Annotated in this window: 17 protein-coding genes; 8 read left to right on the plus strand and 9 right to left on the minus strand. The window is 56.6% G+C overall.

What is annotated here, in order from left to right; genetic code table 11:
- Nucleotides 1-3 precede the first annotated feature (3 nt).
- The 4 genes from PCH01S_RS00065 (at nt 4) to PCH01S_RS31130 (ending at nt 5481) form a co-directional block, all read left to right on the plus strand.
- Nucleotides 4-1671, plus strand: coding sequence for an extracellular solute-binding protein (locus tag PCH01S_RS00065; RefSeq protein ID WP_042225662.1), 1668 nt, complete (start codon nt 4-6; stop codon nt 1669-1671).
- A gap of 147 nt (nt 1672-1818) precedes the next feature.
- Entirely contained in the window at nt 1819-3699 is a 1881-nt protein-coding gene (locus tag PCH01S_RS00070; protein ID WP_241688899.1) for a cache domain-containing sensor histidine kinase, read from the plus strand.
- 6 nt (nt 3700-3705) lie between these two features.
- On the plus strand, nt 3706-5289 hold the full coding sequence (locus PCH01S_RS00075; RefSeq protein ID WP_042225664.1) for a response regulator: 1584 nt from the start codon (nt 3706-3708) through the stop codon (nt 5287-5289).
- Between the two features lie 63 nt (nt 5290-5352).
- The gene (locus tag PCH01S_RS31130; protein WP_255246816.1) at nt 5353-5481 is read left to right on the plus strand and encodes a hypothetical protein; all 129 of its coding nucleotides are present in this window, start codon (nt 5353-5355) and stop codon (nt 5479-5481) included.
- Between the two features lie 129 nt (nt 5482-5610).
- Here the strand turns inward: PCH01S_RS31130 and serS are convergent, their stop codons facing one another.
- Nucleotides 5611-6897: a serine--tRNA ligase gene (serS, locus tag PCH01S_RS00080; RefSeq protein ID WP_042225665.1), complete on the minus strand. Its 1287-nt coding sequence runs from the start codon at nt 6895-6897 to the stop codon at nt 5611-5613.
- 539 nt (nt 6898-7436) lie between these two features.
- Between serS and PCH01S_RS00090 the strand changes: the two genes are divergently transcribed.
- The 3 genes from PCH01S_RS00090 (at nt 7437) to PCH01S_RS00100 (ending at nt 10584) form a co-directional block, all read left to right on the plus strand.
- Entirely contained in the window at nt 7437-8645 is a 1209-nt protein-coding gene (locus tag PCH01S_RS00090) for a GTP-binding protein (protein ID WP_042225668.1), read from the plus strand.
- 37 nt (nt 8646-8682) lie between these two features.
- A complete protein-coding gene (gene rpmG, locus PCH01S_RS00095; protein ID WP_009673609.1) occupies nt 8683-8832 on the plus strand; it encodes a 50S ribosomal protein L33 in 150 nt (49 codons plus the stop codon).
- 129 nt (nt 8833-8961) lie between these two features.
- Nucleotides 8962-10584, plus strand: coding sequence for a phospholipase D-like domain-containing protein (locus PCH01S_RS00100; RefSeq protein WP_042225669.1), 1623 nt, complete (start codon nt 8962-8964; stop codon nt 10582-10584).
- 286 nt (nt 10585-10870) lie between these two features.
- Here PCH01S_RS00100 and PCH01S_RS00105 read toward each other — a convergent pair whose 3' ends face one another.
- From PCH01S_RS00105 to PCH01S_RS00135, 7 genes are all read right to left on the minus strand, one after another.
- Nucleotides 10871-12223, minus strand: a complete 1353-nt coding sequence (locus PCH01S_RS00105; protein ID WP_042225671.1) for a lytic polysaccharide monooxygenase — start codon at nt 12221-12223, stop codon at nt 10871-10873.
- 370 nt (nt 12224-12593) lie between these two features.
- A complete protein-coding gene (locus PCH01S_RS00110) occupies nt 12594-13532 on the minus strand; it encodes a methyltransferase (protein ID WP_042225672.1) in 939 nt (312 codons plus the stop codon).
- Nucleotides 13495-14541, minus strand: a complete 1047-nt coding sequence (locus PCH01S_RS00115) for an alpha/beta hydrolase (RefSeq protein WP_042225673.1) — start codon at nt 14539-14541, stop codon at nt 13495-13497. Before PCH01S_RS00115 ends, PCH01S_RS00110 begins: the two co-directional genes overlap by 38 nt.
- Nucleotides 14538-15725 (minus strand): 8-amino-7-oxononanoate synthase, encoded by a 1188-nt coding sequence (gene bioF, locus PCH01S_RS00120; RefSeq protein ID WP_042225674.1) that lies wholly within the window; start codon nt 15723-15725, stop codon nt 14538-14540. The genes PCH01S_RS00115 and bioF overlap by 4 nt, the downstream gene beginning before the upstream one ends.
- On the minus strand, nt 15722-16561 hold the full coding sequence (gene bioD / locus PCH01S_RS00125; protein ID WP_042225675.1) for a dethiobiotin synthase: 840 nt from the start codon (nt 16559-16561) through the stop codon (nt 15722-15724). The genes bioF and bioD overlap by 4 nt, the downstream gene beginning before the upstream one ends.
- Nucleotides 16558-17919, minus strand: coding sequence for an adenosylmethionine--8-amino-7-oxononanoate transaminase (gene bioA / locus PCH01S_RS00130; RefSeq protein ID WP_042225676.1), 1362 nt, complete (start codon nt 17917-17919; stop codon nt 16558-16560). The genes bioD and bioA overlap by 4 nt, the downstream gene beginning before the upstream one ends.
- A gap of 169 nt (nt 17920-18088) precedes the next feature.
- On the minus strand, nt 18089-19087 hold the full coding sequence (locus PCH01S_RS00135; RefSeq protein ID WP_042225678.1) for a quinone oxidoreductase family protein: 999 nt from the start codon (nt 19085-19087) through the stop codon (nt 18089-18091).
- 140 nt (nt 19088-19227) lie between these two features.
- Between PCH01S_RS00135 and PCH01S_RS00140 the strand changes: the two genes are divergently transcribed.
- Entirely contained in the window at nt 19228-20097 is an 870-nt protein-coding gene (locus PCH01S_RS00140) for a LysR family transcriptional regulator (RefSeq protein WP_042225681.1), read from the plus strand.
- Between the two features lie 269 nt (nt 20098-20366).
- Here the strand turns inward: PCH01S_RS00140 and PCH01S_RS00150 are convergent, their stop codons facing one another.
- Nucleotides 20367-21713 (minus strand): lytic polysaccharide monooxygenase, encoded by a 1347-nt coding sequence (locus tag PCH01S_RS00150; protein ID WP_042225685.1) that lies wholly within the window; start codon nt 21711-21713, stop codon nt 20367-20369.
- Between the last annotated feature and the right edge of the window lie 295 nt (nt 21714-22008).

Below are 22008 nucleotides of genomic sequence, written 5' to 3' on the forward strand. Positions count from 1 at the left end.
CTTATGCGCAAAACGAGCAGGCTGATTCCTCTGGTTCTCAGCGGCGTCCTCGCTTTAACGGCCGCGGCATGCACGCAAAGCGGCCCGGGAGGCGAAACGGCCAAGCCGGATTCCACGGCGGCGGAAGTCAAGATCGACCCGAACGCGCCGGGGTGGAAGGGCGACACGTCGCCCGTCACGTTCGACTGGTATTTGAATTTCTCCTGGTTCGGGAGCAAGTGGGGAGCCGATCCGACCTCGCAGTATATCACGAAGAAAACCGGCGTGAATCTTAATTTGATCGTACCCGCGGGCAACGAGAACGAGAAGCTCAATACGATGATCGCGTCGGGCAAGCTGCCGGATTTTATCACGCTCGGCTGGTATGAGGACGGGGTCAAGAAAATGATCGAAGGCGGGATGGTGCTTCCTCTGAACAAGCTTGCCGACCAGTACGATCCGTATTTCGTCAAGGTGGCGGACCCCGCCAAGGTGTCGTGGTATACGCAGCCGGACGGTAACGTATACGGCTACCCCAACGCCGCGGCTTCTCCTAAGGATTACGAGACTTCGGGGGACAAACAGACGTCGAACCAGACCTTCCTGGTCCGCAAAGATATGTACGAGGCGCTCGGCAAGCCCGATATGCGGACCCCGGAAGGGTTCCTTGGCGCGTTGAAGGCCGCGAAAGAAAAGTTTCCCGAAGTGGGGGGACAGCCGCTCATTCCGCTCGGACTGCACGAATTCGGGGACACCGGCAATTATTCGCTGGAAGATTATAACCAGCGCTCTTCCATTCTGCAGAACTTCCTTGCCGTTCCGATGGAAAAAGACGGCAAGCTGTACGACCGCACCACGGACCCCGAGTACGTCAAATGGCTGAAAACGTTCCGCAAAGCCAATGAGGAGGGGCTGCTGGTCAAAGACATTTTTATCGACAAGCGGCCGCAGATGGAAGAGAAGATCGCCCAAGGGCGCTACTTCGCGATGATGTATCAGCGCACGGACTTCGCCGCTCAGCAGAATGTGCTGTACGCCAAGGACCCGAACTCCGTGTATATCGCCGTAGACGGTCCCGGCAATGCGAAACAGGACCCGCCCGTCTTAAGCGGGGGCACAATTTCCGGCTGGACGGTCACGCTGATTTCGAAAGACGTGAAGGATAAAGCCAGGGCCATTCGTTTTCTGACGTATATGCTGAGCGAAGAAGGTCAGAAGGATTTCTATCTCGGCGAGAAAGGCGTTTCCTACGATACGATTGACGGCAAAGATCAGTTCAAACCGGAGGCGCTCGCTCTGCTCAACAAGGACCGTACGGCGTACGACAAACGGTACGGGTCCGCCTATACATTCTGGATGCTGATGGATACGACGATGAACTTGAAATGGGCGCCGCCCGCCGTGGAACCGTTCAAGCAACTGGAAGATTGGACGAAAGGGAAGACGAAAAGCTTCTCACAATTCGATCAGGTGAATCCGACGGGAACTTCCGAGGAAGGGATTATCGCAGGCAAAATTTCGGCGCTGTGGGGCAAGACGCTGCCGAAGCTGCTGCTCGCCAAGAGCGACGGGGAATTCGACCAGATTTTCGCCAAGTTTCTTAAGGATCGCGAAAACGCGGGCATCGCCAAGGTGGAAGCTTACCGGCAGAAAGTGTACGAGGACAATCTAAAGAAGCTTAAGCAGTTTTGAAATAAGTTTTCAAAGAACCCAGACTTCTGGGTTTTTTGGAGTTTTGGCGATATACTGGAATTAGTCCGATTCCCATAATTTTGCTTTTGCACTGCGCGGTGGGGCTTTCTTTTTTCCGATACTCGATTAGGATGTGATGCGGTGGATATGACAAGCCGGCTATCCGGCTGGAAAGCCCGGACGATCCAGGCGGCAGGCGCCGTTCCGCTGCAGACCCGCTTGATCGTCTCGTATATTTTTATCATGCTGATTCCGGTTGTGCTGCTTTCGATGTACTTGTTTAATTCTTTCTATGAGAGCACGATCCGGGAAATTGTGAAATCGAACGAGTCGATGCTGGAAGTGGAGAAAACGAATATTTACAATCATATGGAAACGATGGAGAGAACCGCCCAGCTGATCGTTTCCGATACGGCCGTCGCGGAATATTTGCAAAGCAACCGCAATCTAGAAGTGAACGAGCTGCTCGAATACCGCCGGAACGCTTACGACAACCTGCTGCGTCTTCAGTTCAACAACCCGAATCTCGCTCATATCCGGTTGTTCACGAGCAATGCGAACGTGAAGGAAATATGGCCGGTTTTTTTCAGCGAATCCCGGATTACCGGCCAGCCTTGGTACAAACAAGTAAAAGAAAGCCCGGGCACTGTCCAGTGGATCTTCGGGCATTCGGACCCCGATCTCACACGGGATACGTCTATCCCCTCGATGGATGAGCGGGGGAAAGTATCGCTGCTGCGGGAAGTCAGTTTCGTTAAAGGTCAGCATGAGGCGATCGTGCAGGTTGATATGTTCTTCGATCTGTTCTTTCCGAAAACGTTCAGCCGGGTGCAGGACGGGCAGTCGCAGATGATGATCGTCGACGGAAATGGAACCGTTCACACGCTTTATGATACCGCTTTCTTCCGCAAATTGGCGCCGTCCGGGTTTCTCGACCGGTTGAACCGGGACGCTTCCCCCGGCGGCAGCTTTGAATTTACAAGCAAAGGAACACGGTATTTGTGCGTGTACGCGAAGCTCGACCGGCTCGGCGCTTTTATGCTGAACATCGTCTCCCTGGAGGAGCCGTTTTCGGATATCGCGAAGACGCGCAATAACCTGATTTTGGCTATGACCGGCCTAATCGCGCTGTTGGCGGTGACGACGTATTTTCTGCTGTCGCTCATTCTGAAAAAGCTGCATGTGCTTCAAAATTCGATGAAAAGGGTGCGCCAGGGCAATTTTCATTTCGACATCGACATTCAAGGGGGAGGCGAAGTGGGGGAACTGGCTCATCATTTTCGTCTTATGCTGCGCAAAATCAACGAGCTGATCGTGGAGGCGGTCAATAAGCAGGCGGCGACGAAAGAAGCCGAGCTGAACTCGCTGAAAAACCAGATCGACTCCCATTTTATGTACAACACGCTGGAAAATTTGAAAATGATGGCTGAAATCAGGGAACAGTATGCGCTGTCAGACGCCCTGACCTCGCTCGGCGGCATGATGCGGTACAACCTGAAGTGGACCAGCGATTATGTGCGGCTGGCAGACGAGATTCAGCATATTGGCAATTACATCGCCGTTATGAACATCCGTTATGACGATAAACTGCGGCTGCAGCTTGAGATTCCTCCTGAATTTTGGGACCAGAAGCTGCCCAAGATGTCTCTCCAGCCGATTGTGGAAAATTCCGTCAAACACGGAATCCGCTCGTCGGGCGGCGAGGATGTGCTGGTGATTACCGTGAAGGCGCGGGAGCTGAACGGCCGTATGTCCATCAGCGTTCACGATGACGGCAGAGGGATGTCGCTGCATCAGCTTGAGCAGCTTAGGCTTACGATGAACATGGAGGACGAAGCGTTCCGGCACAGGCATTCCGCCGAAGAACTTCGCGAACGGGAGGGCAGCGGAATCGGCCTGAGAAATGTGAACCAGCGCGTCCGGCTGTACTACGGCAGGGAGTACGGGCTGCAGGTAACGAGCAGGGAAGGGGCATGGACGGAAGTCGTCCTGAGCCTGCCGCTGCTTTCATTAACCGGAGGGGGATAACGGCTTATGCGCAAATTGTTGATTGTAGACGATGAAAAGAACATCCGGCTCGGGGTTTCCTCCATGATCCGGAGGGAATTTGCCGGGACTTACGAGATTGAACTCGCCTCGGACGGAGAGGAGGCGCTGCGGATTGTGCGTGATGAGGGCGTCCATATCGTCATTACGGACATCCGCATGCCCGGAATGGACGGTATAGCGCTCCTTCGCGAGCTGCAAACATTGCCCGTCAAGCCGCTCGTATTTATTCTGAGCGGGCATGACGACTTCGCTTACGCCAAGGAAGCGATCCGCAACGGCGTCAAAGGCTACCTGCTGAAGCCGATCATGCGCGAAGAGCTCTACGAAGCCTTGCGGCAGGCCGAGAAGGAACTGGATCGGCAGCAAGCCCGGCAGGAGGCGCAGCCGGGTAAGTTCTCCACCGGATCCGGCGAGCTGGAATCGTTCCATTCGAGCCAGCTGAATTATATTCTGATGCATCCGGAGATGGATGCAGCCGAAATCAGGCTGCGGCTCGCTACCGTTGGATTCACGGACAACGGTAGCGTCTGGAGGCTCGGGCTGCTGCGCTTTCCGCCGGATCTGCGCCCCCGTGAGCTGGACGAAGGGCTCACACGCCTGGAACGGCTGATTCCGCCGAATCTGCAGCCGCTGCTGAACAGCGCGAGCACGTTCGTGTTCATGGACAAGGACCGCAGCCTTGTCCTGCTGGCGCCGGGCGACGGCGTGCCGCGTCTGCTGCGGGCGGCAGTCCCGGCCGGGGGCCGGCCTTTGCTGCGCGCGGGCGTCAGCCGGGAGAAGAGCGATGCGGCGCTGTTCAAGGAAGCCTACCGCGAGGCGCTGAGGGCCCTCCGCAGCACCTTTATCGCTTCGGCCGGGGGCAGCGTGCAGCTTGTGGAGGAGCTGGAGGAGAAGCGGGATCGCGGAGAAATCCCGCGCGAGCACATCCGGCAAATTTCCAATAAGCTCGGAACGGGACGGCTCGGGGAAATCAAAGCGCTGCTTGCGCATGCTCTGGACGCGCGTACAGCTCGCGAAGAAGGCATCGCCTACGTGGAAGCGGTCTCCAGCCTGCTGAACAAGGATGTGTTCGATCAGGTTTTTCATACGTACGGGGAGCAATCCGTGGAGATTTTGAGAATATACAAAAAAGCGGGCACGATTGACAATTTCGAACATTACCACGAATATGCGGATTGCGCGGAACGTCTGGTCGAGCTGCTGGACGAATACGTCGGCCGGATGAAACAAGTGCACGTCGATCATATCGAAATCAAGCGGGCGGTCAAATACATGGAAGAAAATTATGCCCGGGATCTCAACATGGCGATGGTATCCAACTATGTATCGCTGAACTATACGTATTTCAGCAAAATTTTTAAGGAATACACCGGGGACAACTTCGTCGGCTATCTTAAAAAAATCCGCATTTCCCGGGCCAAAGAGCTGCTGGAAAGCAGTCATAACAAAGTGTATGAAATCGCCGAACAGGTCGGCTTTGAGAATACGAAGCTGTTTACCCGGGTCTTCAAGGAAAAAGAAGGCATCACCCCGCAGGAATACCGCGCTAAACGGTACATGGAAGGATAACCCGAAATAACGGACATCCAGCAGTGGGAGAAGTTCCGGCAAATCGCGCTGCCTGACGGAAGCGTGGGGCTGAAAGCGCTGGCGAACGACAAAGTGGTTAGCGCCGATCTGAATCAGGGAGCCGTGCTGATCGCGAACCGGGACTCCGTCGGCGGAGCCTGGGAAGCTTTCGTCATTACGGCGGCTCCTTAAACCTTTGCGCACCGTTTGCGTACGTACCGTTAATGCGTGCCGTTAAAAAGAGGCTGTCCCTTAGTCACTTTCGTGACTTTTGGGGCAGCCTCTTCGGCTCCGGCTGCCGGACATTCTCCGGCAGTTTTTTTATTCCTGTACGGCCCGGATCTCCTCGATGCCGTTCATGTATTTTCTCAGTGCCTCGGGAATACGGATCGAGCCGTCCTCCCGCTGATGATTCTCAAGCAGCGGAATCAGAATACGCGGCGAAGCGACCGCGGTGTTGTTCAGCGTATAGGCGTACGTCAGCCGTCCTTCCGCATTGCGGTAGCGGATGTTCGAACGCCGTGCCTGGAAGTCAAGCAGGTTGGACGACGAATGCGTTTCCCCGTAGGCATTCCGGCTCGGCATCCAGGTTTCGATGTCGACCTGTTTATACGTTTTTTGCCCCATATCTCCGCAGCAAACCGCCACGACCCGGTACGGCAGCTCGAGCAGCCGCATCAACTCTTCCGCGTTTTCAGTAATCTCCCGCAGCAGCTCATCCGATTTCTCCAGACTGTTCTCGCAAATGACGACTTGCTCCACCTTGGCGAATTGATGGACGCGATACAGTCCGTGGACGTCTCTTCCGGCCGATCCGACTTCACTCCGGAAGCAGAGGGAGACGGCCGCCATCTTTACAGGCTCGGCAAGATCCACGATTTCATTGCTATAGTAGGAGACAAGCGGGACCTCCGAGGTGCCGACCAGCCATTTGTCTTCTTCGGCCAGCTTGAAAGTCTGATCTTCCCCGAGGGGAAAGTAGCCCGTGTTCAGAAGGGCATCCCCGCGCGCCATCAGCGGCACGTCCACGGGCATAAAGCCTTTCTCCGTGAGCAGGTCCAGAGCAAGCTGCTGAACCGCCCGGTGCAGCAGAACTCCCGCGCCCGTCAAATAATACTGACGGGGGCCGGCTGTTTTCACGCCGCGAGGGATGTCGATCATGCGATGAAGGTTTCCCAGCGCTACGTGATCCTTCGGCTCGAACGCGAAGTCGGGGAGAGTGCCTGCCCGGTACAGCTCGATATTGTCTTTGTCGGACTGTCCGGCCGGCGTATCGGGCGACACGGGATTCGGCACGCGCAGCATTGCCGCCGTGTACGCCTGATCGGTTAACCGGTACGCCGCCTCCAAATCGTTCAGACGCAGATGAATGTCCTTCACCGCTTGCTTCTTGCGTGCGGCCTCGGGCTGATTGCCCTGCTTAAGAAGCATGCCGATTTCTTCGGTAAGTGCATTGCGCGACTGCCGCAGCCCCTCGATCTCGGCCAGTCGGCTCCGCCGCGCCTCATCCAGTTCCAGAAGCTCCGGGATGGAAACTTCGATTCCTTTGTGCCGGGCTGCGTACTCGACTTCCGCTTGATGGGCCCGTATCCATTTTACGTCTAACATGGCACCGCACTCCTTTTTTTTGGGTATACAAAAAGCGCCCGTCGTCTTCATGGGACGAGGAGCGCTTTTATGTTCTCGCGGTGCCACCCAAATTGACCGGACGTTTGCGGCGCCCGATCCACTTTAGTTCCGCGGTAACGGGCGGACCCGGTTAACTTAGGGGAAGCGCCGTGCTTCTCCTTGGCGAAAACGCCTCCGAGTTGGATTCTCTTCACGGGCGTGATACCGATATCAATGATTTTGCTAAGTATATACCAGGTCCGCGCAGGTTTCAACCCCCATCCGCCGACATCGGACGGAAACCCGGATTGCACGCTCCACTGTTGCGCGGAAAAAATTCAATATTGACAGGAGTGGCGAAAGGCGGTATATTTTCCGTTATACGTAATCGTAACGATTACTATTAAAGAGGGGCGAGAAAGTCGTTTGCTCTTACATAGCGGGGTTGAAAAGGAGACGAAAATGCTGATCGCCGCTTTAACGAGGCGGAATTCGGTATCGTGACATGCTAATAAGTATCAATAAAGGAGTGCGAAGAAATGGATAACAAAATACCCGTGACGGTCTTAAGCGGCTACCTGGGTGCCGGAAAAACAACGCTGTTGAATCATGTGCTGAATAACCGGGACGGCTTAAAGGTGGCCGTTATCGTCAATGATTTGAGCGAAGTCAACGTGGATGCGGATCTGATCCGAGACGGCGGGGGGATTTCACGGACGAACGAAAGCCTCGTCGAGATGTCCAACGGCTGCATCTGCTGCACCCTGCGTGACGATCTGCTGAAAGAAGTGGAGCGGCTGGCGAAAGAAAACCGGTTCGATTACATTCTGATCGAATCGACCGGGGTGGGAGAACCGCTGCCTGTAGCTCAGACGTTTACTTATATCGATGAGGAGCAGGACATCGATCTGACCCGGTACTGCCGTCTGGACACGATGGTTACGGTCGTGGACGCTTTCCGGTTCTGGCATGACTACGCTTCGGGAGAAACGCTGCTGGACCGCAATCAGGCCGTCAGCGACGACGACAATCGGGACGTGGTCGATCTGCTCATCGACCAGATCGAATTTTGCGACGTGCTTGTGCTTAACAAATGCGACAGGATCGATCCGGACGAGCTTCTGGAGCTGGAACGCGTTCTCCGTTCCCTCCAGCCGAAAGCGAAATTCATCCGGTCCGTTATGGGCGAGGTGGCACCGGCCGAGATTTTGAACACGAATTTGTTCAATTTCGAGGAGGCCAGCACTTCCGCGGGCTGGATAAGGGAAATGGAGAAGGAGGAGCATACGCCTGAAACCGACGAGTACGGAATTTCTTCTTTCGTGTACGAGCGCGCCCTGCCCTTCGAGCCCCGGCGTCTCAAAAGCTGGATGGAGGACTGGCCGGCCGAAATCGTGAGAGCCAAAGGAATCATGTGGCTCGCTACCCGGAACAAGTTCGCCCAGAATCTCAGCCAGGCGGGGCTTTCGATCCGGTTCGGACCGGCGGGCTACTGGGTGGCCGCGCTCCCCGAAACGGAGAAACAGGCAATCCTTGCCGAAGAAGGAGATTCCATACCGCACTGGGACCCCGTTTACGGTGATCGCCTCAACAAAGTGGTGTTTATCGGGCTTGATCTGGATCAAGAGGAAATTGTCCGTTCCCTGGACGCCTGTCTGCTGACCGAGGAAGAAATGCGGAGCGACTGGAGCCGGTTTGCGGATGAACTGCCTAATCTGGTCGGTGAGCTGAACGAGGCCTCTATTTAAACGAAACAGGAAGAGTATAAGGAGGAGGTGAATGGGCATGAGAGTGACGGTTACGCTGGCGTGCACGGAAACGGGCGATCGCAACTATACGACGACGAAAAACAAGAAAACTCAGCCGAACCGGCTGGAACTGCGCAAATACTGTCCGCGCCTTAAGCGCCACACGCTGCACAGGGAAACGCGCTGAAGAAACGGCATCAAATCAATACATGGAGAGCATCTCCTGATTTTGGATGAAAAAGAGCGGGTGACCGCTCTTTTTTTTGTTTAAAGGTATAGTAGACATGGCCTCAGCTAAGAGAGAGAAGGGTTGACGATGGAAAAGCCGAAAGATACGGAACAAACTTCCTGTGAGGACGCGGCAGCGGTGCGGGAGGGAATTAAAAATTTGATTAATTACCTGCTTTCCCGGGGTCCGGTGGATAAGGTGATCGACGGGGCTCGGCAGGCCGTGGATTTCGCCTCCGCTAACATTCCGTTCGAGGCGGCTGCCCGTTACCGGCAGGAAATCGGGGGCATTTTTACGAGTTATGAGCAGCTTCTGTCTATCCCCGGCGTCGGGCGGGAGGTAATCGAAGAACTGGGTTCATATGTGAGGGGCCTGGATCTGGCCAAGCTGAACGCCCTGCTGCCGCAGACAACGTCCGGTAACAGGGTCGAAGCCTACGTGAACGGTCCGGACTGCCTGCGTATCCTGCTGGACGAGATCGGGAAAGCGGAGCGGTATATCCATTTTTCCGTGATGCTGTTTTTTAACGACCAATCCGGGAAAAAAATCGCCGGAGCGCTGCTGGATGCGCTGAAGCGGGGCGTCAAAGTCCGGCTGATGGCCGATTTCGGAATTACCGCCTTGGGGTACGACAAGAACCTCGACGTGGGGAATCTGGAGGAAGTGATCAAAAAGCTCGAAGAAGCCGGAGGACAGGTCATCAATACGTTTAAAACGTGCTACGGCAAAGAAGAATGGCCCGCCAAGAGAGCGGAGCTGGCTTCCCGGGGAGTGCCCGAAAGCAGCCTGTTTCTCCAGGATTACGTTCAGGAGCAGATGACGATGGGAGTCAACGTGGTGAATCACCGCAAGTTTATGATTGTCGACGGAATCAGCTCCGTTGTCGGCTCCGTGAACGTAGGGGATCAATATTTGTTCGATACGCCGGTTTTGAACGATGCCGAACCAATTTATGCGGAAGGGGACAGGGAGCCGAGGCTTGGCGTACCGGCCCGGGAAGAAGAGTGGCACGACGGATGTTTCCGAATCCGGGGAGCCGCAGCGTTAACGCTGAACCGGATCTTCTCCTTTCAATGGACGGTGCTTGGCGGCGACGTTTTCGATCCCGAAGATTCTTTCTACAAGCCGGAGACGGATATGCGCTTCGGTGATGAAGAATGCACGCTGTACGCGAGCTTTCCCGGGAATCCGGTGAACGTGATCCAGCAGTATTATTTGTCCCTGCTCACGTATGCCGGTGACGAAACGGTGATCGTCAATCCGTACCTGATCGACCAAGCCTTCTGGGACGAGCTGAAAAGCCTGGATGAGCAGAGGTCGGGGTGCATCGCGTTATGCAATCCCCTGCGTGTAAACGACCATCCGACCAACGGTTCGGCGGTGCGCAGCAACATGTACGAGCCTTTTCTCAAAGGCGTGGCTTTCTATGACTACAGCCATACGGAGCGATTTTCTCATTGGAAAATCACCTATGACAAACGGTCCGGCTGCGTGTTTCACGGTTCCTACAATATTAATGAGCGAAGCGCCTGCCACGATTTCGAGCTGGGGGTGTTGGTCAAAGGCAGATCGTTTGCGGACCAAGTGAAAAAAATGATCGACTATGATTTGAGCGTATCGGAGAAAATCTCCGGGCCGGAAACCTTTTTCAAATATCCCGCCCTGCATCCATCTACGTATTGGAACAAACTGACGCAAAATTTTACCTGACCGGGTGGAAGGGATTGAAGGAACTGACGGAACGGTCCGAAGGGGACGCACGGGGTTTACGGGACATACGGTTCGAACGGGTTGAACGGTAAGAATGACGGGGCTTCCTGCCCGGGATTCCTCGCGCGATTACATGCAGTCTGGCGGCTCTGCGTACGATACGACGGGTGCATCACTTGAAACGGTTTAGCGTCACAAAATAAGAGCGGCGCCTTCCGTCGGTTAACGGGAGGGCCGCTCTTCTTCGTTCAAAAGGGGCGGCGAGCAGGAGCGCTCGCACCGGAGTTTATTTTTTCAGCCACAAGGTCGGAACATTGGCAGGCTCCCAGCCGACCAGGGAAGTATGCGACTGCCTGCACTCGTATGTGCTGCCGTTATACGTTACGAGCGTGCCCGCCGTATAAACGGTGTTCGGGGCCCACGGAGCGGTTGCCGGAGGAGCGGAGGTCGTAGCGCTGACGGCATTGCTGTCAGCCGATTCGTTGCCGGCCGCATCGAAAGCGCGCACCGTGTACGTGTAAGCGGTACTGGCGCTCAATCCGCTAATCACGGTTTCCAGCGTTGTGCCGGAGACGGATTTTACGAGCGTGGCGCCTTGATAGACACGGTAGCCGGTTACACCGACATTGTCGGTGGAAGCGCCCCATTTAAGCGAAACGGACGAAGAAGTCGGCGAACCGACGACTTGCAGCCCGGACGGAGCGGTAGGCGCTGTCGTATCGGCTGCGGCCGCCGTTGTTTTGAACGTCACGGCGTTACTGGCAGCCGAGTCATTGCCGGCCGCGTCCGTGGCGCGGACCGTGAACGTATAGGACGTGTTCGCCGTCAAACCGGCCGCGTTGTAGCTTAGCGTCGTTCCGTTCGCAGTCGTACCGACGAGAGTGGAACCGTTATAAATCTTGTAGGCCGTCACTCCGACGTTATCCGTTGACGCGCTCCAGCTAATCGTCGCGCCGATCGCCGTAATGTTGGAAGCAGCCGCGTTTGACGGGGCTGTCGGTGCCGTTGTATCAGCCGGGCCGCCGCCGCCGAAATTGGCATCGATTACGTTGTAGAAGGCATTCTCCGTATCCGCGATTTCCCAAACGGCCAGAATGACCTGGTAACCCGTTCTGCTTGGCACATTACAGGTGTCCGTGTACGTGAATCCCGGTTGCTTTCCTTTGAAGTTAACGGAGCAGAAAGGCTGCAGATCGAAGGAAGCGCGGCTCAAAGGCGCGTTCGGATCCCAGTTCTGCTTGGTGATGTAATATTTCCAGCTTGTAGTCGCATGATTGGCTTCAATGGTCCATTTGAACGTATTCGTTCCCGAAGACATGTTCACTTTGGTCCAGCGTGTGGCCGATTGCTGATCCAGTTCCGGAAACAGGCCGCTTGCGCTGGCAATTTTGCCGTCCGCCGGGCCGGCTGCCGGGAATCCCTTGTAGGCTTCGAGACTTTGCGGCTCGTAAATGATCGCACCGCAGTTTTTATTTTTGCCGGCAGCGCACAGGTAACCGCGGCTTCCCGGTGATTCGATGTATCCGTGCGCCGACGCTTTTTCGGTAAAAAGAAGCAGGCAGAACGCCAAAGCAAGTGCCAGTCCGCTTGCGATCAGACACTTGGCCAGGACGGGGTTGCGGAGCGAGATTGGGGTCATAATAGAGCCTCCTTGAATGGATTGGGGTTCGAATCGGAACGAAGGGACGCTGCGCACAAACGCTACTAAATTCGTCAATAACCTCCTTTCGGTAAAACCGGATTTTTCGGACGATTGCGTTCACAAGGCTGCCGGTCTGCCTCCTTTCGGTAGGGGTGTTATATAAACTCTCGTAAGAGCTTATACCGGGTTCGAATGCAGGATTTTAAAACGCTTACATAAAACGGGGAGGAGACTTACAAAGTAAGCTCCATGGAAACGGATGATCCTTTTATAACTAAAATATACATCATTTACCATGACGTCTCAATCATTTATTTCTAAATAATCGAGGGAAAAAGAAAAGGGGCGAACGAAGGCATAAATCGCTTCAAGTCGCGCGGATCAACAGCAGCTCGTAAGTAACCGGGATACGTCCCTGTGTGCCGAAATCCTTTTCGTAGTGTTCAAACATGCCGCCGAAAAGCCGTCTGGGGCTCAGGCCCGGCACCTGTAAGGCGTTAGTCGTGCTTGCGCCGAGAGCTTTCACGCTTTTTAAGAAGAGGGCGACATTGGGAAAATACTCGGTCCGCACGAGGCGCGTCGTCCGAATCTCGCCGAAGCCTGCTTGACGAAGCATATCCGTCCACTGGTCCCCGCCATGAAAAGACAAACCGTGCCGCTGCGGCGGGACTTCCATAGACCGGTAAGCTTTGTCGAAAGAACGGTGCAGCTCGGTAAACGTAGCGGGGCCGAAGGTGGCGAACATCAACTTGCCGCCGGGCTTCAGGAGCCTGCGCAGGTGAAACAGCGTCTGCACAGGGCGGGTGAACCACTGGAAGCAGGCGCTGGAAGCGATCAGCCCGTAAGAAGAAGCGGGCGCATCGGCGGCCCATTTCTCGATATCCGCCTGGAGGAACCGGACTGAGTCGGGCCGGGTGTCCGGGAATTCGGGCGAAGCAGACGCCGTCGCCGAAGATTCCCGGGGAGCGGCGGACCCGCGATCACTTCGCCCGCTGCGGGCGTCCAGCCGGTTTTTCGCCGCTTCCAGCATGGCGGGCGAGAGATCGGCCGCGGTCATTTCGCCGCCGGGCGGCAGCAAAGCTGCCAGCCGCTCCGTGAGCAGGCCCGTGCCGCAGCCGATTTCCAGCACAGGCTGATGGTTTGCCGGAATACGGGCAAGCCGGCTGTGCGGCGGGGGCTGCAGCTCGTCTCGGATTAACTGGACAAGCTGCACGGTCATATACCGCTGAACCGCGGCATTTTGGTCGTAAAGCCCGGCTGCGCTCCGGTCAAACTGGCGCCGGATTCTGCCGCTCAGATGAGTCATTCCACCAGCTCCTTATCGTTTCGGCGGTTTGCCGTTCTTTCTGCAGAAAGGGAACATGGCCGCATCCGGCGGCTTCCACGAGCACGGCCTGCGGAACGCCCGCTAGTATTTCCAGTGCCGCGGCGTAAGGGCATATCTTATCGTGCGTACCGTGAATCAACAGGGCCGGGCAGCGAATGTCCGGCATCACGTCCCGCACATCCTCGGCGGCGAGAAGCTCAAGGCCGGCGATAAGCCCCGGCACGCTCCAACCGCTCGCTTCGGGAAGATTGGCGCCAAGTCCGTCCCGCCGCTCCTCTTTCGTGAACATCTGCCTGCGGAACTGCTGCAGCACCCGGTCCGCATCTTGGCGGAGCGCCGGAATCATGGCCTGCACGGAAGCGGGAGCCCAGCCTGACTGCTGCTCGGCGGGCTGGCGTACAAAACACGCGGTAGCCCCGAACAGCACGAGTCCTGCCGCTAATCCTTCGGAAGCGAGCCGCAGGGCGAGCAGCCCCCCGAGTGACCAGCCCGCGATCAGCAGAGGAGCCGGAGCCGCTCTCTCATGAGGCTCGCTGCACGGTTCGCCATGCGGTTCGCCGGCCCGGAGAGACAGAGCGAGGCGCCGGACCGACTCCGCGATAGCCTCGGGGGATTCCGCCAAGCCGTAATCCGCATAGAAATGGCGGAATTCCGGAAGCTCCCGACGGACATCAAGGAAGATGGCAGGGGGCATACTCCAGCCGCTGAGCCACAGGATCGAGCCGCTTTTTTCCGAGTAAGCCCCGGGACGTTCAGTATATTTACCCGGTTGGAGGCCAAACTCCGTGTCGATTGGTGTGGAGTGCTTTGCGCGCTGTTCTGCGCTTTGCTCGGCAACATGTCTATCTCCGTGCGTTGTGTTATGCCCCAAACCGCGAGCTGCGCTATTTGTGCTGCACTCCTCGCTAAGTTTTTCGCCGTGCTCTGCGCCTCGTTCCATCACCGGGTGAACGCCTCCGCCGGGCATTTGATAAGGGGCACGCTTCATGCGAGAATCCCCGCTTCCTCTGCCGCGCTCACGATACTTTCGGCAGCCTTGTCCAAGACGGCATCGCTATGTGCCGCCGAAAGAGAGAAGCGGACCCGGGCGCTGCCGGCCGGAACAGTCGGAGGGCGTATGGCGGGGGCGGCGATACCGTGCCGTTCAAGCGCCTCGCACAAACGAAGCGAATCGCGGCTGCTTCCGGCAATCACGGGAACGATAGGCGAGTCTCCCGGCATCACGCTCAAACCGGCTTGCGCAAGCTTTTGGCGGAACCGGCCGGAAATTTCCTGGAGATGATTCCGCCGGTCGTGCGCGGTCTGCACAATCCCAAGCGCCCGGAATATCCCGGCAGCAACGGACGGCGGCAGAGCGGTCGAATAAACGAGTGGGCGAGCTTTGTTGACCAGCCAGCGGATCAGAGTCCGGCTGCCGGTAATATGCGCTCCGTACACGCCGAAAGCTTTGCTGAACGTTCCCATGATGACGTCGGCTTCCCGGTGCACATCCATGGCGTGGCAGAGCCCTTCGCCGCTGGGTCCGTAAACCCCTTCGGCGTGAGCCTCGTCCACCATGAGCATCGCGCCGTAATTATGTTTCAGCTCCACAAGCTTGTGTAGGGGCGCCGAATCTCCATCCATAGAGAAAATGGAATCCGTTACGATCAGCCTGCGCCTTGCCTTATCGGATTTTTTCAGCAGGTGTTCTAAATGCTCCACATCGTTGTGCCGGTAGCGGACATGTCCGGCCCGGCTCAGGATGATGCCGTCCGTTATGCTGGCGTGATTGAGCCGATCGGAAAAAACGGCGTCCCCCCGGCCGACCAAGGCGCGTATCGTACCGAGGTTGGCCATATAGCCGTTAGCGAAGACGAGCGAGGCTTCCTTCTTCTGCCAGGCGGCCAGCTCGGCTTCCAGCTCGCTGTAAGGCGGCCGGTTGCCCGTGAGAAGCCGGGAAGCCGCCGCTCCCGAGCCGCATTTCGCCCGCAGCGCGCCGCGCATCGCTTCCGCGATGTCCGGATGACGGCTCAGGCCCAGATAATCATTGGAAGTCAGATCAAGAAGAGTCTGCCCTCCGCGCATCAAATGGCCGGGAAGAGAGCGGGATACTCCCGTATCCGCCAGCGTGCGCTCCAGAGATTCGTCCTCCAACGCCCGCAGTTCGTTATCGATCCAGCTCATTGTGTTCATATCCGCACCTCGGGAGCTTTTTTGGATAGTTCGGGCGACGGCTCCAGGCACTTTGACAAAAAGGAGCGGACCGGAGCCAAATCCAGTGCCGTATGTACGGTCTCCGCGAGCAGGCGCGGCCCCGGCCCGTCCCCTATAGGAGGAAAACGGCCCAAAACCTTGACGCCGCCGAATGTTTCGATTAAGGCGGCATTTCCGGCGACGCTCGGGTCCGGCCCGTCCGGCGCGTTTTGTACGTCCGCAGCATACGGAACCCCCGGAACCCCTGGAGGCCCAGCAACCCCAGCCACCCCAGAAGCGCGGGTGCCTTCGTTAAGCACGACACCCAGAATGTCAATCCCGCGCTGCCTCAGGAATGAGACCGTCAGGAGGGTGTGGTTGACCGTCCCGAGTCCCGCGCGGGCTACGATCAGCACCGGCATGCGGAGGAAGGCGATCCATTCCGCAAGCAGGGCGTCTTCCGTCAAGGGGACCGCCGCTCCGCCCGCTCCTTCGACGAGCATCGCATCGTAGCGTGAACACAAGGGCTGCCCGGCTTCATAAAGCATGTCCATCGTCAGACGAACGCCTTCTGCCTTTGCGGCGAGGGAAGGTGCAAGCGGAGCGCGGAACGTGAAGGACGCCACTTCTTCCGGCGGATCGGAAATGCCGCTTCCCGCCGCAAGTTTTTCGGCGTCGCTTAGTCCGCTGCCGATAGGTTCGCCGGACTGAACCGGCTTCCAGACGCCCACGTTCCAGCCTTCCGAGCGCAGCGCGGCGGCCAGGGCGGCGGTGACGACCGTCTTGCCGGTCCCGGTATCCGTCCCGGTTACGAAAATCCCCCGGATTCCGCTCATGGCCGCCACCCCTGTTCCGTAACGTCACGGATAGAAGCGGCGATGATGTCCGTCATGGCCCCCAGCTCTTCCCTTGTGCTTGCCAGCGGAGGGATGAAGACGATCACATTGCCGAGCGGCCGCGTCAGCAGCCCCAGTTCCCGGGCTCTCGAACATACGTGAACGCCAACCCGTTCCTCCCAGGCGTAGGGCTCCTTGGTCCTTCTGTCGCGGACCAGTTCGATTCCGACGAGAAGACCTTGCTGCCGGATATCGCCCACGTGGGGGCATGTTTTCAGGGAAGAGAGCTTGTCGGCTACAAATTTGGCTTTGGCGGCAATGCTTTCCACCACACGGCGTTCTTCCATCAACCGGAGATTTTCCAGAGCGACCGCGCAGCCCAGCGGATTTCCCGTATAGGAATGACCGTGGAAAAACGTTTTCTGCTCCTCGTAGTCCGCATAAAAGGCTTCGTACACTTCGTCGGTCGCAAGAGTAGCTGCCACCGGAAGATAGCCTCCCGTCAAGCCTTTGCCTACCACCATGAGATCCGGTGCCACGTCTTCGAGATCGCAGGCAAACATAGCGCCCGTGCGTCCGAATCCGGTCGCCACTTCGTCGGCGATCAGCAGTACGCCGTGCTTGCGGCACAGCCGGGCGATCTCGCGAAGGCAGCCCTCGGGCATGACGATGATGCCGCTGGCGCCTTGCACAACCGGCTCGACGATGAGACCGGCAATTTCATCTGCGCGTGCTTCGAGCAGAAGCCGCAGCGTTTCCAGCGTTTCGGACATCGCGCCGGATGCGCCGCCGGGGTGCCGGTAAGAATCCGGGTAAGGGATCGTAAGAGCCTCAAAAAGCAGCGGACGGAAAACTTCATGATACAGCGGAATCGCTCCTACACTAACCGCTCCGATCGTATCCCCGTGATAAGCTTCTTTCATCGTGATAAACGTTCGTTTGCTCTCCATGCCTTTGTTGCGAGCGTATTGATATGCCATTTTAAGGGCAATTTCCACGCCGGTTGCTCCCGAATCCGAGAAAAATACTTTCCGGAGCCCGTCAGGCGCGATTTCCGATAGTTTCGCGGCCAGCTCGATGGCGGGAATATTGCTTAGTCCGAGCAGGGTGGAGTGTGCAACGAGTTCAAGCTGCCGGATAATCGCCTGGTTCAGTTCCGGAACACAGTGGCCGTGAACGTTGAGCCAGACGGAGGAAAAGCCGTCATAATAAGCTTTTCCCTCCGTGTCAAAAAGCCGGACGCCATCTCCGCGTTCGATAATGACGGGATCGGCGGCACAGTAATCCTTCATCTGCGTAAAAGGGTGCCAAAGATGGGCTTTGTTCAGTTCGGCCAATTGATTGTAGGTTGTAAGCAATCGAACCGCATCCTTCCGTTTTAATTGTCAACCTAATATGATAAATACAGGTTAACAATATAACGTTCATTCGAAAATATCAAGTTCGCAGATAGACGGATAGAGGAGGCGAACGCAAAAAAGAGAGCCACTTGTCCAGCGGCTCCCTTCGTCATGTTTTGAATTCAACTTACGCTTTGTCGTCATTCATCAGCGTCAGATTGCCGAACTGCCGGCCCTCCTTCATATAGGCGAAAGCCTGTACCGCGTCGCGCATCGGAAACACTTTATGTACGACGGGTTTGAGGTTGTGTTCCGCCACAAATCGGAGCATCGCATGGAATTCCTCCGAGCTGCCCATGGACGTTCCGATCACACTGAGCTGGGGGAAAAAGAGGGCGCGCAGCGGCAGTTCGACGGAATCCCCCGAGCTGGCTCCGAAACTGACGATACGCCCGTCGGGTTTAAGGACGTCGAAATAGTTGGGGAAGGTAGCGGGACCTATGCTGTCCAGTACCAAATCCGCCCTCGTTTCTTCGAAGAGGGCTTTCCAGCTTCCGCCGCTTTCAAAACAGAAATCGGCCCCGAGACGCCGGGCCATCTCCAGCTTGTGTTCGCTTCGGGACGAGACACTGACCCGGGCCCCGGCAGCCTTGGCCATCTGGAGCGCGATCGTCGCGACGCCTCCCCCGATACCGGGGATGACGACGTGCTGGCCTGCCTTAAGTCCGCCCCGGGTAAATAACGCGCGGTAAGCGGTCAGCGCGGACAAACCGAGAACGGCGGCTTCCTCCCAGGTGAGGTGAAAGGGTTTAGCGACGGCATTTTCTGCGGGTACGATGATAAAATCGGCAAAAGTCCCGTCGGAGGGACTTCCGATGATTTGAAGATCTTCCGGCAGGGAGTCCGCTTTTTTCCAGTTTAAAGTCGGATTCAGCGCAACCTCCAGGTTCAGAAGGTCGGGGGAGACGCCTTCTCCGATTTCCGTCACAATCCCCGCTCCGTCCGAGCCGGGTATTAACGGCCTGTCTCCGGCATTCCGGTCATTTATAACGAACAAATCGCGGTGATTGAGACCCGCAGCGATCAGCTTGACTTTAACTTCCCCGTATCCGGGATGCTTGTCTTCCGCTGCGGAATAAACCAGTCCGTCGACTCCGCTTTTTTCTCTATGCAGAATAGCTTTCATAACAAATCCCTCCGGTCTAAAATCTTGTTGGATCAACGAGTTCTGACACGTTGAATTTTACACAGGGCCGGTCATCAAGTAAAATCATTAGAAATGAACAAGGGTATCGATTTCAATAATGGAATGTCAGGGAGGTCCAGATGGAGAGCGGTGATCTGAAAATTTTCCGTACGGTGGCCCGGGAGGGAAGCATCACCAAGGCGGCGCATATCCTCAACTATGTCCAGTCCAATGTGACCAACCGGATCCAGCTCCTTGAAACGGAACTGGGCACGCAGCTGTTCTACCGGTCCAGCAAAGGGATGAAGCTGACGGCGGCCGGTCAAAATTTGCTTGGGTACGCCGATAAAATTGTGGTTCTGCTGGAAGAAGCCGTGAAATCCGCCCAAGCGACGGATATTCCGAAAGGTCCGCTCCGGCTGGGCTCTCTCGAAACGACGGCCGCCATCCACCTGCCGCAGCTGCTGACCCGGTATCACGGTCTGTATCCGGAGGTCGAGCTTTCGCTGATCACCTCCGATTCGCACCGGCTTATCCGCAAAATCAAAGATTACGAGCTGGACGGAGCCTTCGTGTACGGACCCGTTTCACAGGAAGAGCTTGAATGTCAACCCGCGTTCGAGGAAGAGCTGGTGTTGATTTCAGAGCCGAAAGAAACGGATCTTGCCGGGCTGCTGAAGAAACCTCTGCTATTTTTCGGTTCGGGCTGCTCCCACCGGGACAGAGTCGAGCGGCTGCTGGCTAAGGAAGGCGTCGAAGCCCGTCACATGATCGAGTTCGGTACCCTGGAGGCCATTATCGGAGGTGTCTCGGCTGGGCTTGGCGTTTCGCTGCTTCCCCGTTCGTCGATCAGCAGAATCGTTCAGGCCAGGGAGGTTTACCTGCATCCCATTCCGGAGGAATTCCGGGAAATCAACGTCGTGTTTATTTACCGGAAGGATTTGTTTAAAACGGAAGCATTCAAGGTGTTTCTGGATTTTTTGCGGAGTGAGGGGACAGGGAGAGAGTAAGAACCCGCAGATGCAGAACCGGGAGCGAATGCGAGATCTAGCTCGGAAGCGGACGCAAGCTAAGCGGACAGACGCTTTGCGGGTGCATAAATTCGCCCGCACGTCCGCCAGGCGCATATGATTCGGCAGTACGATCCGGTACGGCTTTTCCGCCGAAGATAACGGAGGGCAAGCAGCCGTCTGCCTGCGATGCCGGATCGCGCGCCCCGGCAAGCAAAAAACCGATTTCCGGCAAAGATCCGGAAATCGGTTTATTTGGGTCGAGCCGCTTACTTAAGCTGCCACAGCGCCGGAACGTTGGAAGGCTCCCAGCCCGCGATCGAGGTGTGCGGTTGACGGCACTCGTAAGTCGAGCCGTTGTACGTCACGAGAGTGCCTGTAGTGTAAGCCGTGTTGACCGCCCAAGCGGCAACCGCCGGGCCGGAAGCTGTCGTTACCGACACCGCATTGCTGTTGGCGGATTCGTTGCCGGCGGCGTCAATCGCCCGCACTGTGAACGTATAAGCGGTGCTTGGAGTCAAGCCGGACACGGTATACGTGAGCGTCGAGCCCGAAACCGTGCCTGCAAGCGCCGTGCCCTTGTAGATGCGGTAACCTGTCACGCCTACGTTATCGGTTGCCGCATTCCAGCTCAAAGCAACCGACGAGGAGGTTGCCGTTCCGGCAGTCAGGCCGGCAGGTGCCGTCGGCGCCTGGTTATCGACAGGAGCGGATCCCGTCGTGAACGTAACCGGATTGCTGGCCGGAGAAGTATTGCCGGCCGCATCGATGGCTTTTACCGTAAAGGTGTAAGCCGTATTCGGAGTAAGACCGGTTACATTGTAGGAGGTAGCGGATCCGCTTGTAGTCGTAACGAGCGTGGAACCGTTATAAACCTGATACCCGGTTACACCGACGTTATCCGTCGAAGCTCCCCAAGTCAGGGTAGCGCCCGTAGTCGTCACGTTGGACGCGGCTGCGCCGGACGGTGCAGTCGGAGCGACTGTGTCGGAAGGATTGCTGCCGCCGAAATTAACGTCGATCACGTTGTAGAAAGCATTCGCCGTATCGGCGATTTCCCAGACAGCCAGGATGACTTGATAACCTGTTCTGGCCGGAACGTTACAAGTATCGGAGTAAGAGAACGGCGGCTGTTTACCGCCGTAGTTCACGGAGCAGAACGGCGTCAGATCGAAAGAGTTTCTGGTGAGTGCGGAATTCGGGTCCCAGTTGGCTTTGGTGATGTAATATTTCCAGCTTGTCGTCGCATGGGCGGCCGTCAGCTTCCAAGTGAACGTGTTTGTGCCGGAGGAGATGTTCACTTTGCTCCAGCGGGTTGCGGACTGCTCGTCCAATTTCGGGAAAGTTCCGCCCCCGCTCGCGATTTTACCGTCGGCAGGGCCCGCAGCCGGGAAGCCTTTCGGGTATTCAAGGCTTTGAGGCTCATAAACGACTGCTCCGCAGTCTTTGTTGGTTCCCTGCTTACAGAGGTAAGCCCGGCTGCCGGGTGACTCGACATATCCGTGGGCGGACGCTTTTTGCGCGAGTAAAAGCATGCAGAACGCAAGGATCAGGGACAATCCGGCGGCAAACAGAATCCGGGTTGTGATGGAGCGGGAGATACGAACAGTTGACATATGATTGGCCTCCTTTTAATGGGGAATGCTAAGAGAACGGCTTGAAAAGTCATTATCCTGGCAGTGTAAGTTCTGGATCATCTCCTTTCTGTGCCTGCGCAACGTGCAGAACGGAAAATTTCGCGGGGCAACGTTAGGCTATCCCTCCTTAAAGCAGGTGGATTTATATAAACTCCTGGGAGCTTATATACATAGAGAATAGGCGGAAACCGGGAACTTGGAAAAGTTTGCGTGCGAGATGTAGAAGACGGAGCAAGCAGAGTTGACCGGTATTCCGGGGCAACAGCAGGTTGAT

The sequence above is a fragment of the Paenibacillus chitinolyticus NBRC 15660 genome (assembly GCF_000739915.1).
Classification (GTDB): Bacteria; Bacillota; Bacilli; order Paenibacillales; family NBRC-103111; genus Paenibacillus_F; species Paenibacillus_F chitinolyticus.

Bases quoted from the DNA above. Each gene is read 5' to 3' on its own strand.
- PCH01S_RS00105 (WP_042225671.1), bottom strand. From the start codon at position 12,223: ATGACCCCAATCTCGCTCCGCAACCCCGTCCTGGCCAAGTGTCTGATC.
- PCH01S_RS00100 (WP_042225669.1), top strand. From the start codon at position 8,962: ATGGAAAAGCCGAAAGATACGGAACAAACTTCCTGTGAGGACGCGGCA.
- PCH01S_RS00135 (WP_042225678.1), bottom strand. From the start codon at position 19,087: ATGAAAGCTATTCTGCATAGAGAAAAAAGCGGAGTCGACGGACTGGTT.
- bioF (WP_042225674.1), bottom strand. From the start codon at position 15,725: ATGAACACAATGAGCTGGATCGATAACGAACTGCGGGCGTTGGAGGAC.
- bioD (WP_042225675.1), bottom strand. From the start codon at position 16,561: ATGAGCGGAATCCGGGGGATTTTCGTAACCGGGACGGATACCGGGACC.
- PCH01S_RS00090 (WP_042225668.1), top strand. From the start codon at position 7,437: ATGGATAACAAAATACCCGTGACGGTCTTAAGCGGCTACCTGGGTGCC.
- PCH01S_RS00070 (WP_241688899.1), top strand. From the start codon at position 1,819: ATGACAAGCCGGCTATCCGGCTGGAAAGCCCGGACGATCCAGGCGGCA.
- PCH01S_RS00115 (WP_042225673.1), bottom strand. From the start codon at position 14,541: ATGAAGCGTGCCCCTTATCAAATGCCCGGCGGAGGCGTTCACCCGGTG.
- PCH01S_RS00065 (WP_042225662.1), top strand. From the start codon at position 4: ATGCGCAAAACGAGCAGGCTGATTCCTCTGGTTCTCAGCGGCGTCCTC.
- PCH01S_RS00075 (WP_042225664.1), top strand. From the start codon at position 3,706: ATGCGCAAATTGTTGATTGTAGACGATGAAAAGAACATCCGGCTCGGG.
- serS (WP_042225665.1), bottom strand. From the start codon at position 6,897: ATGTTAGACGTAAAATGGATACGGGCCCATCAAGCGGAAGTCGAGTAC.
- PCH01S_RS00150 (WP_042225685.1), bottom strand. From the start codon at position 21,713: ATGTCAACTGTTCGTATCTCCCGCTCCATCACAACCCGGATTCTGTTT.
- PCH01S_RS00110 (WP_042225672.1), bottom strand. From the start codon at position 13,532: ATGACTCATCTGAGCGGCAGAATCCGGCGCCAGTTTGACCGGAGCGCA.
- rpmG (WP_009673609.1), top strand. From the start codon at position 8,683: ATGAGAGTGACGGTTACGCTGGCGTGCACGGAAACGGGCGATCGCAAC.
- PCH01S_RS00140 (WP_042225681.1), top strand. From the start codon at position 19,228: ATGGAGAGCGGTGATCTGAAAATTTTCCGTACGGTGGCCCGGGAGGGA.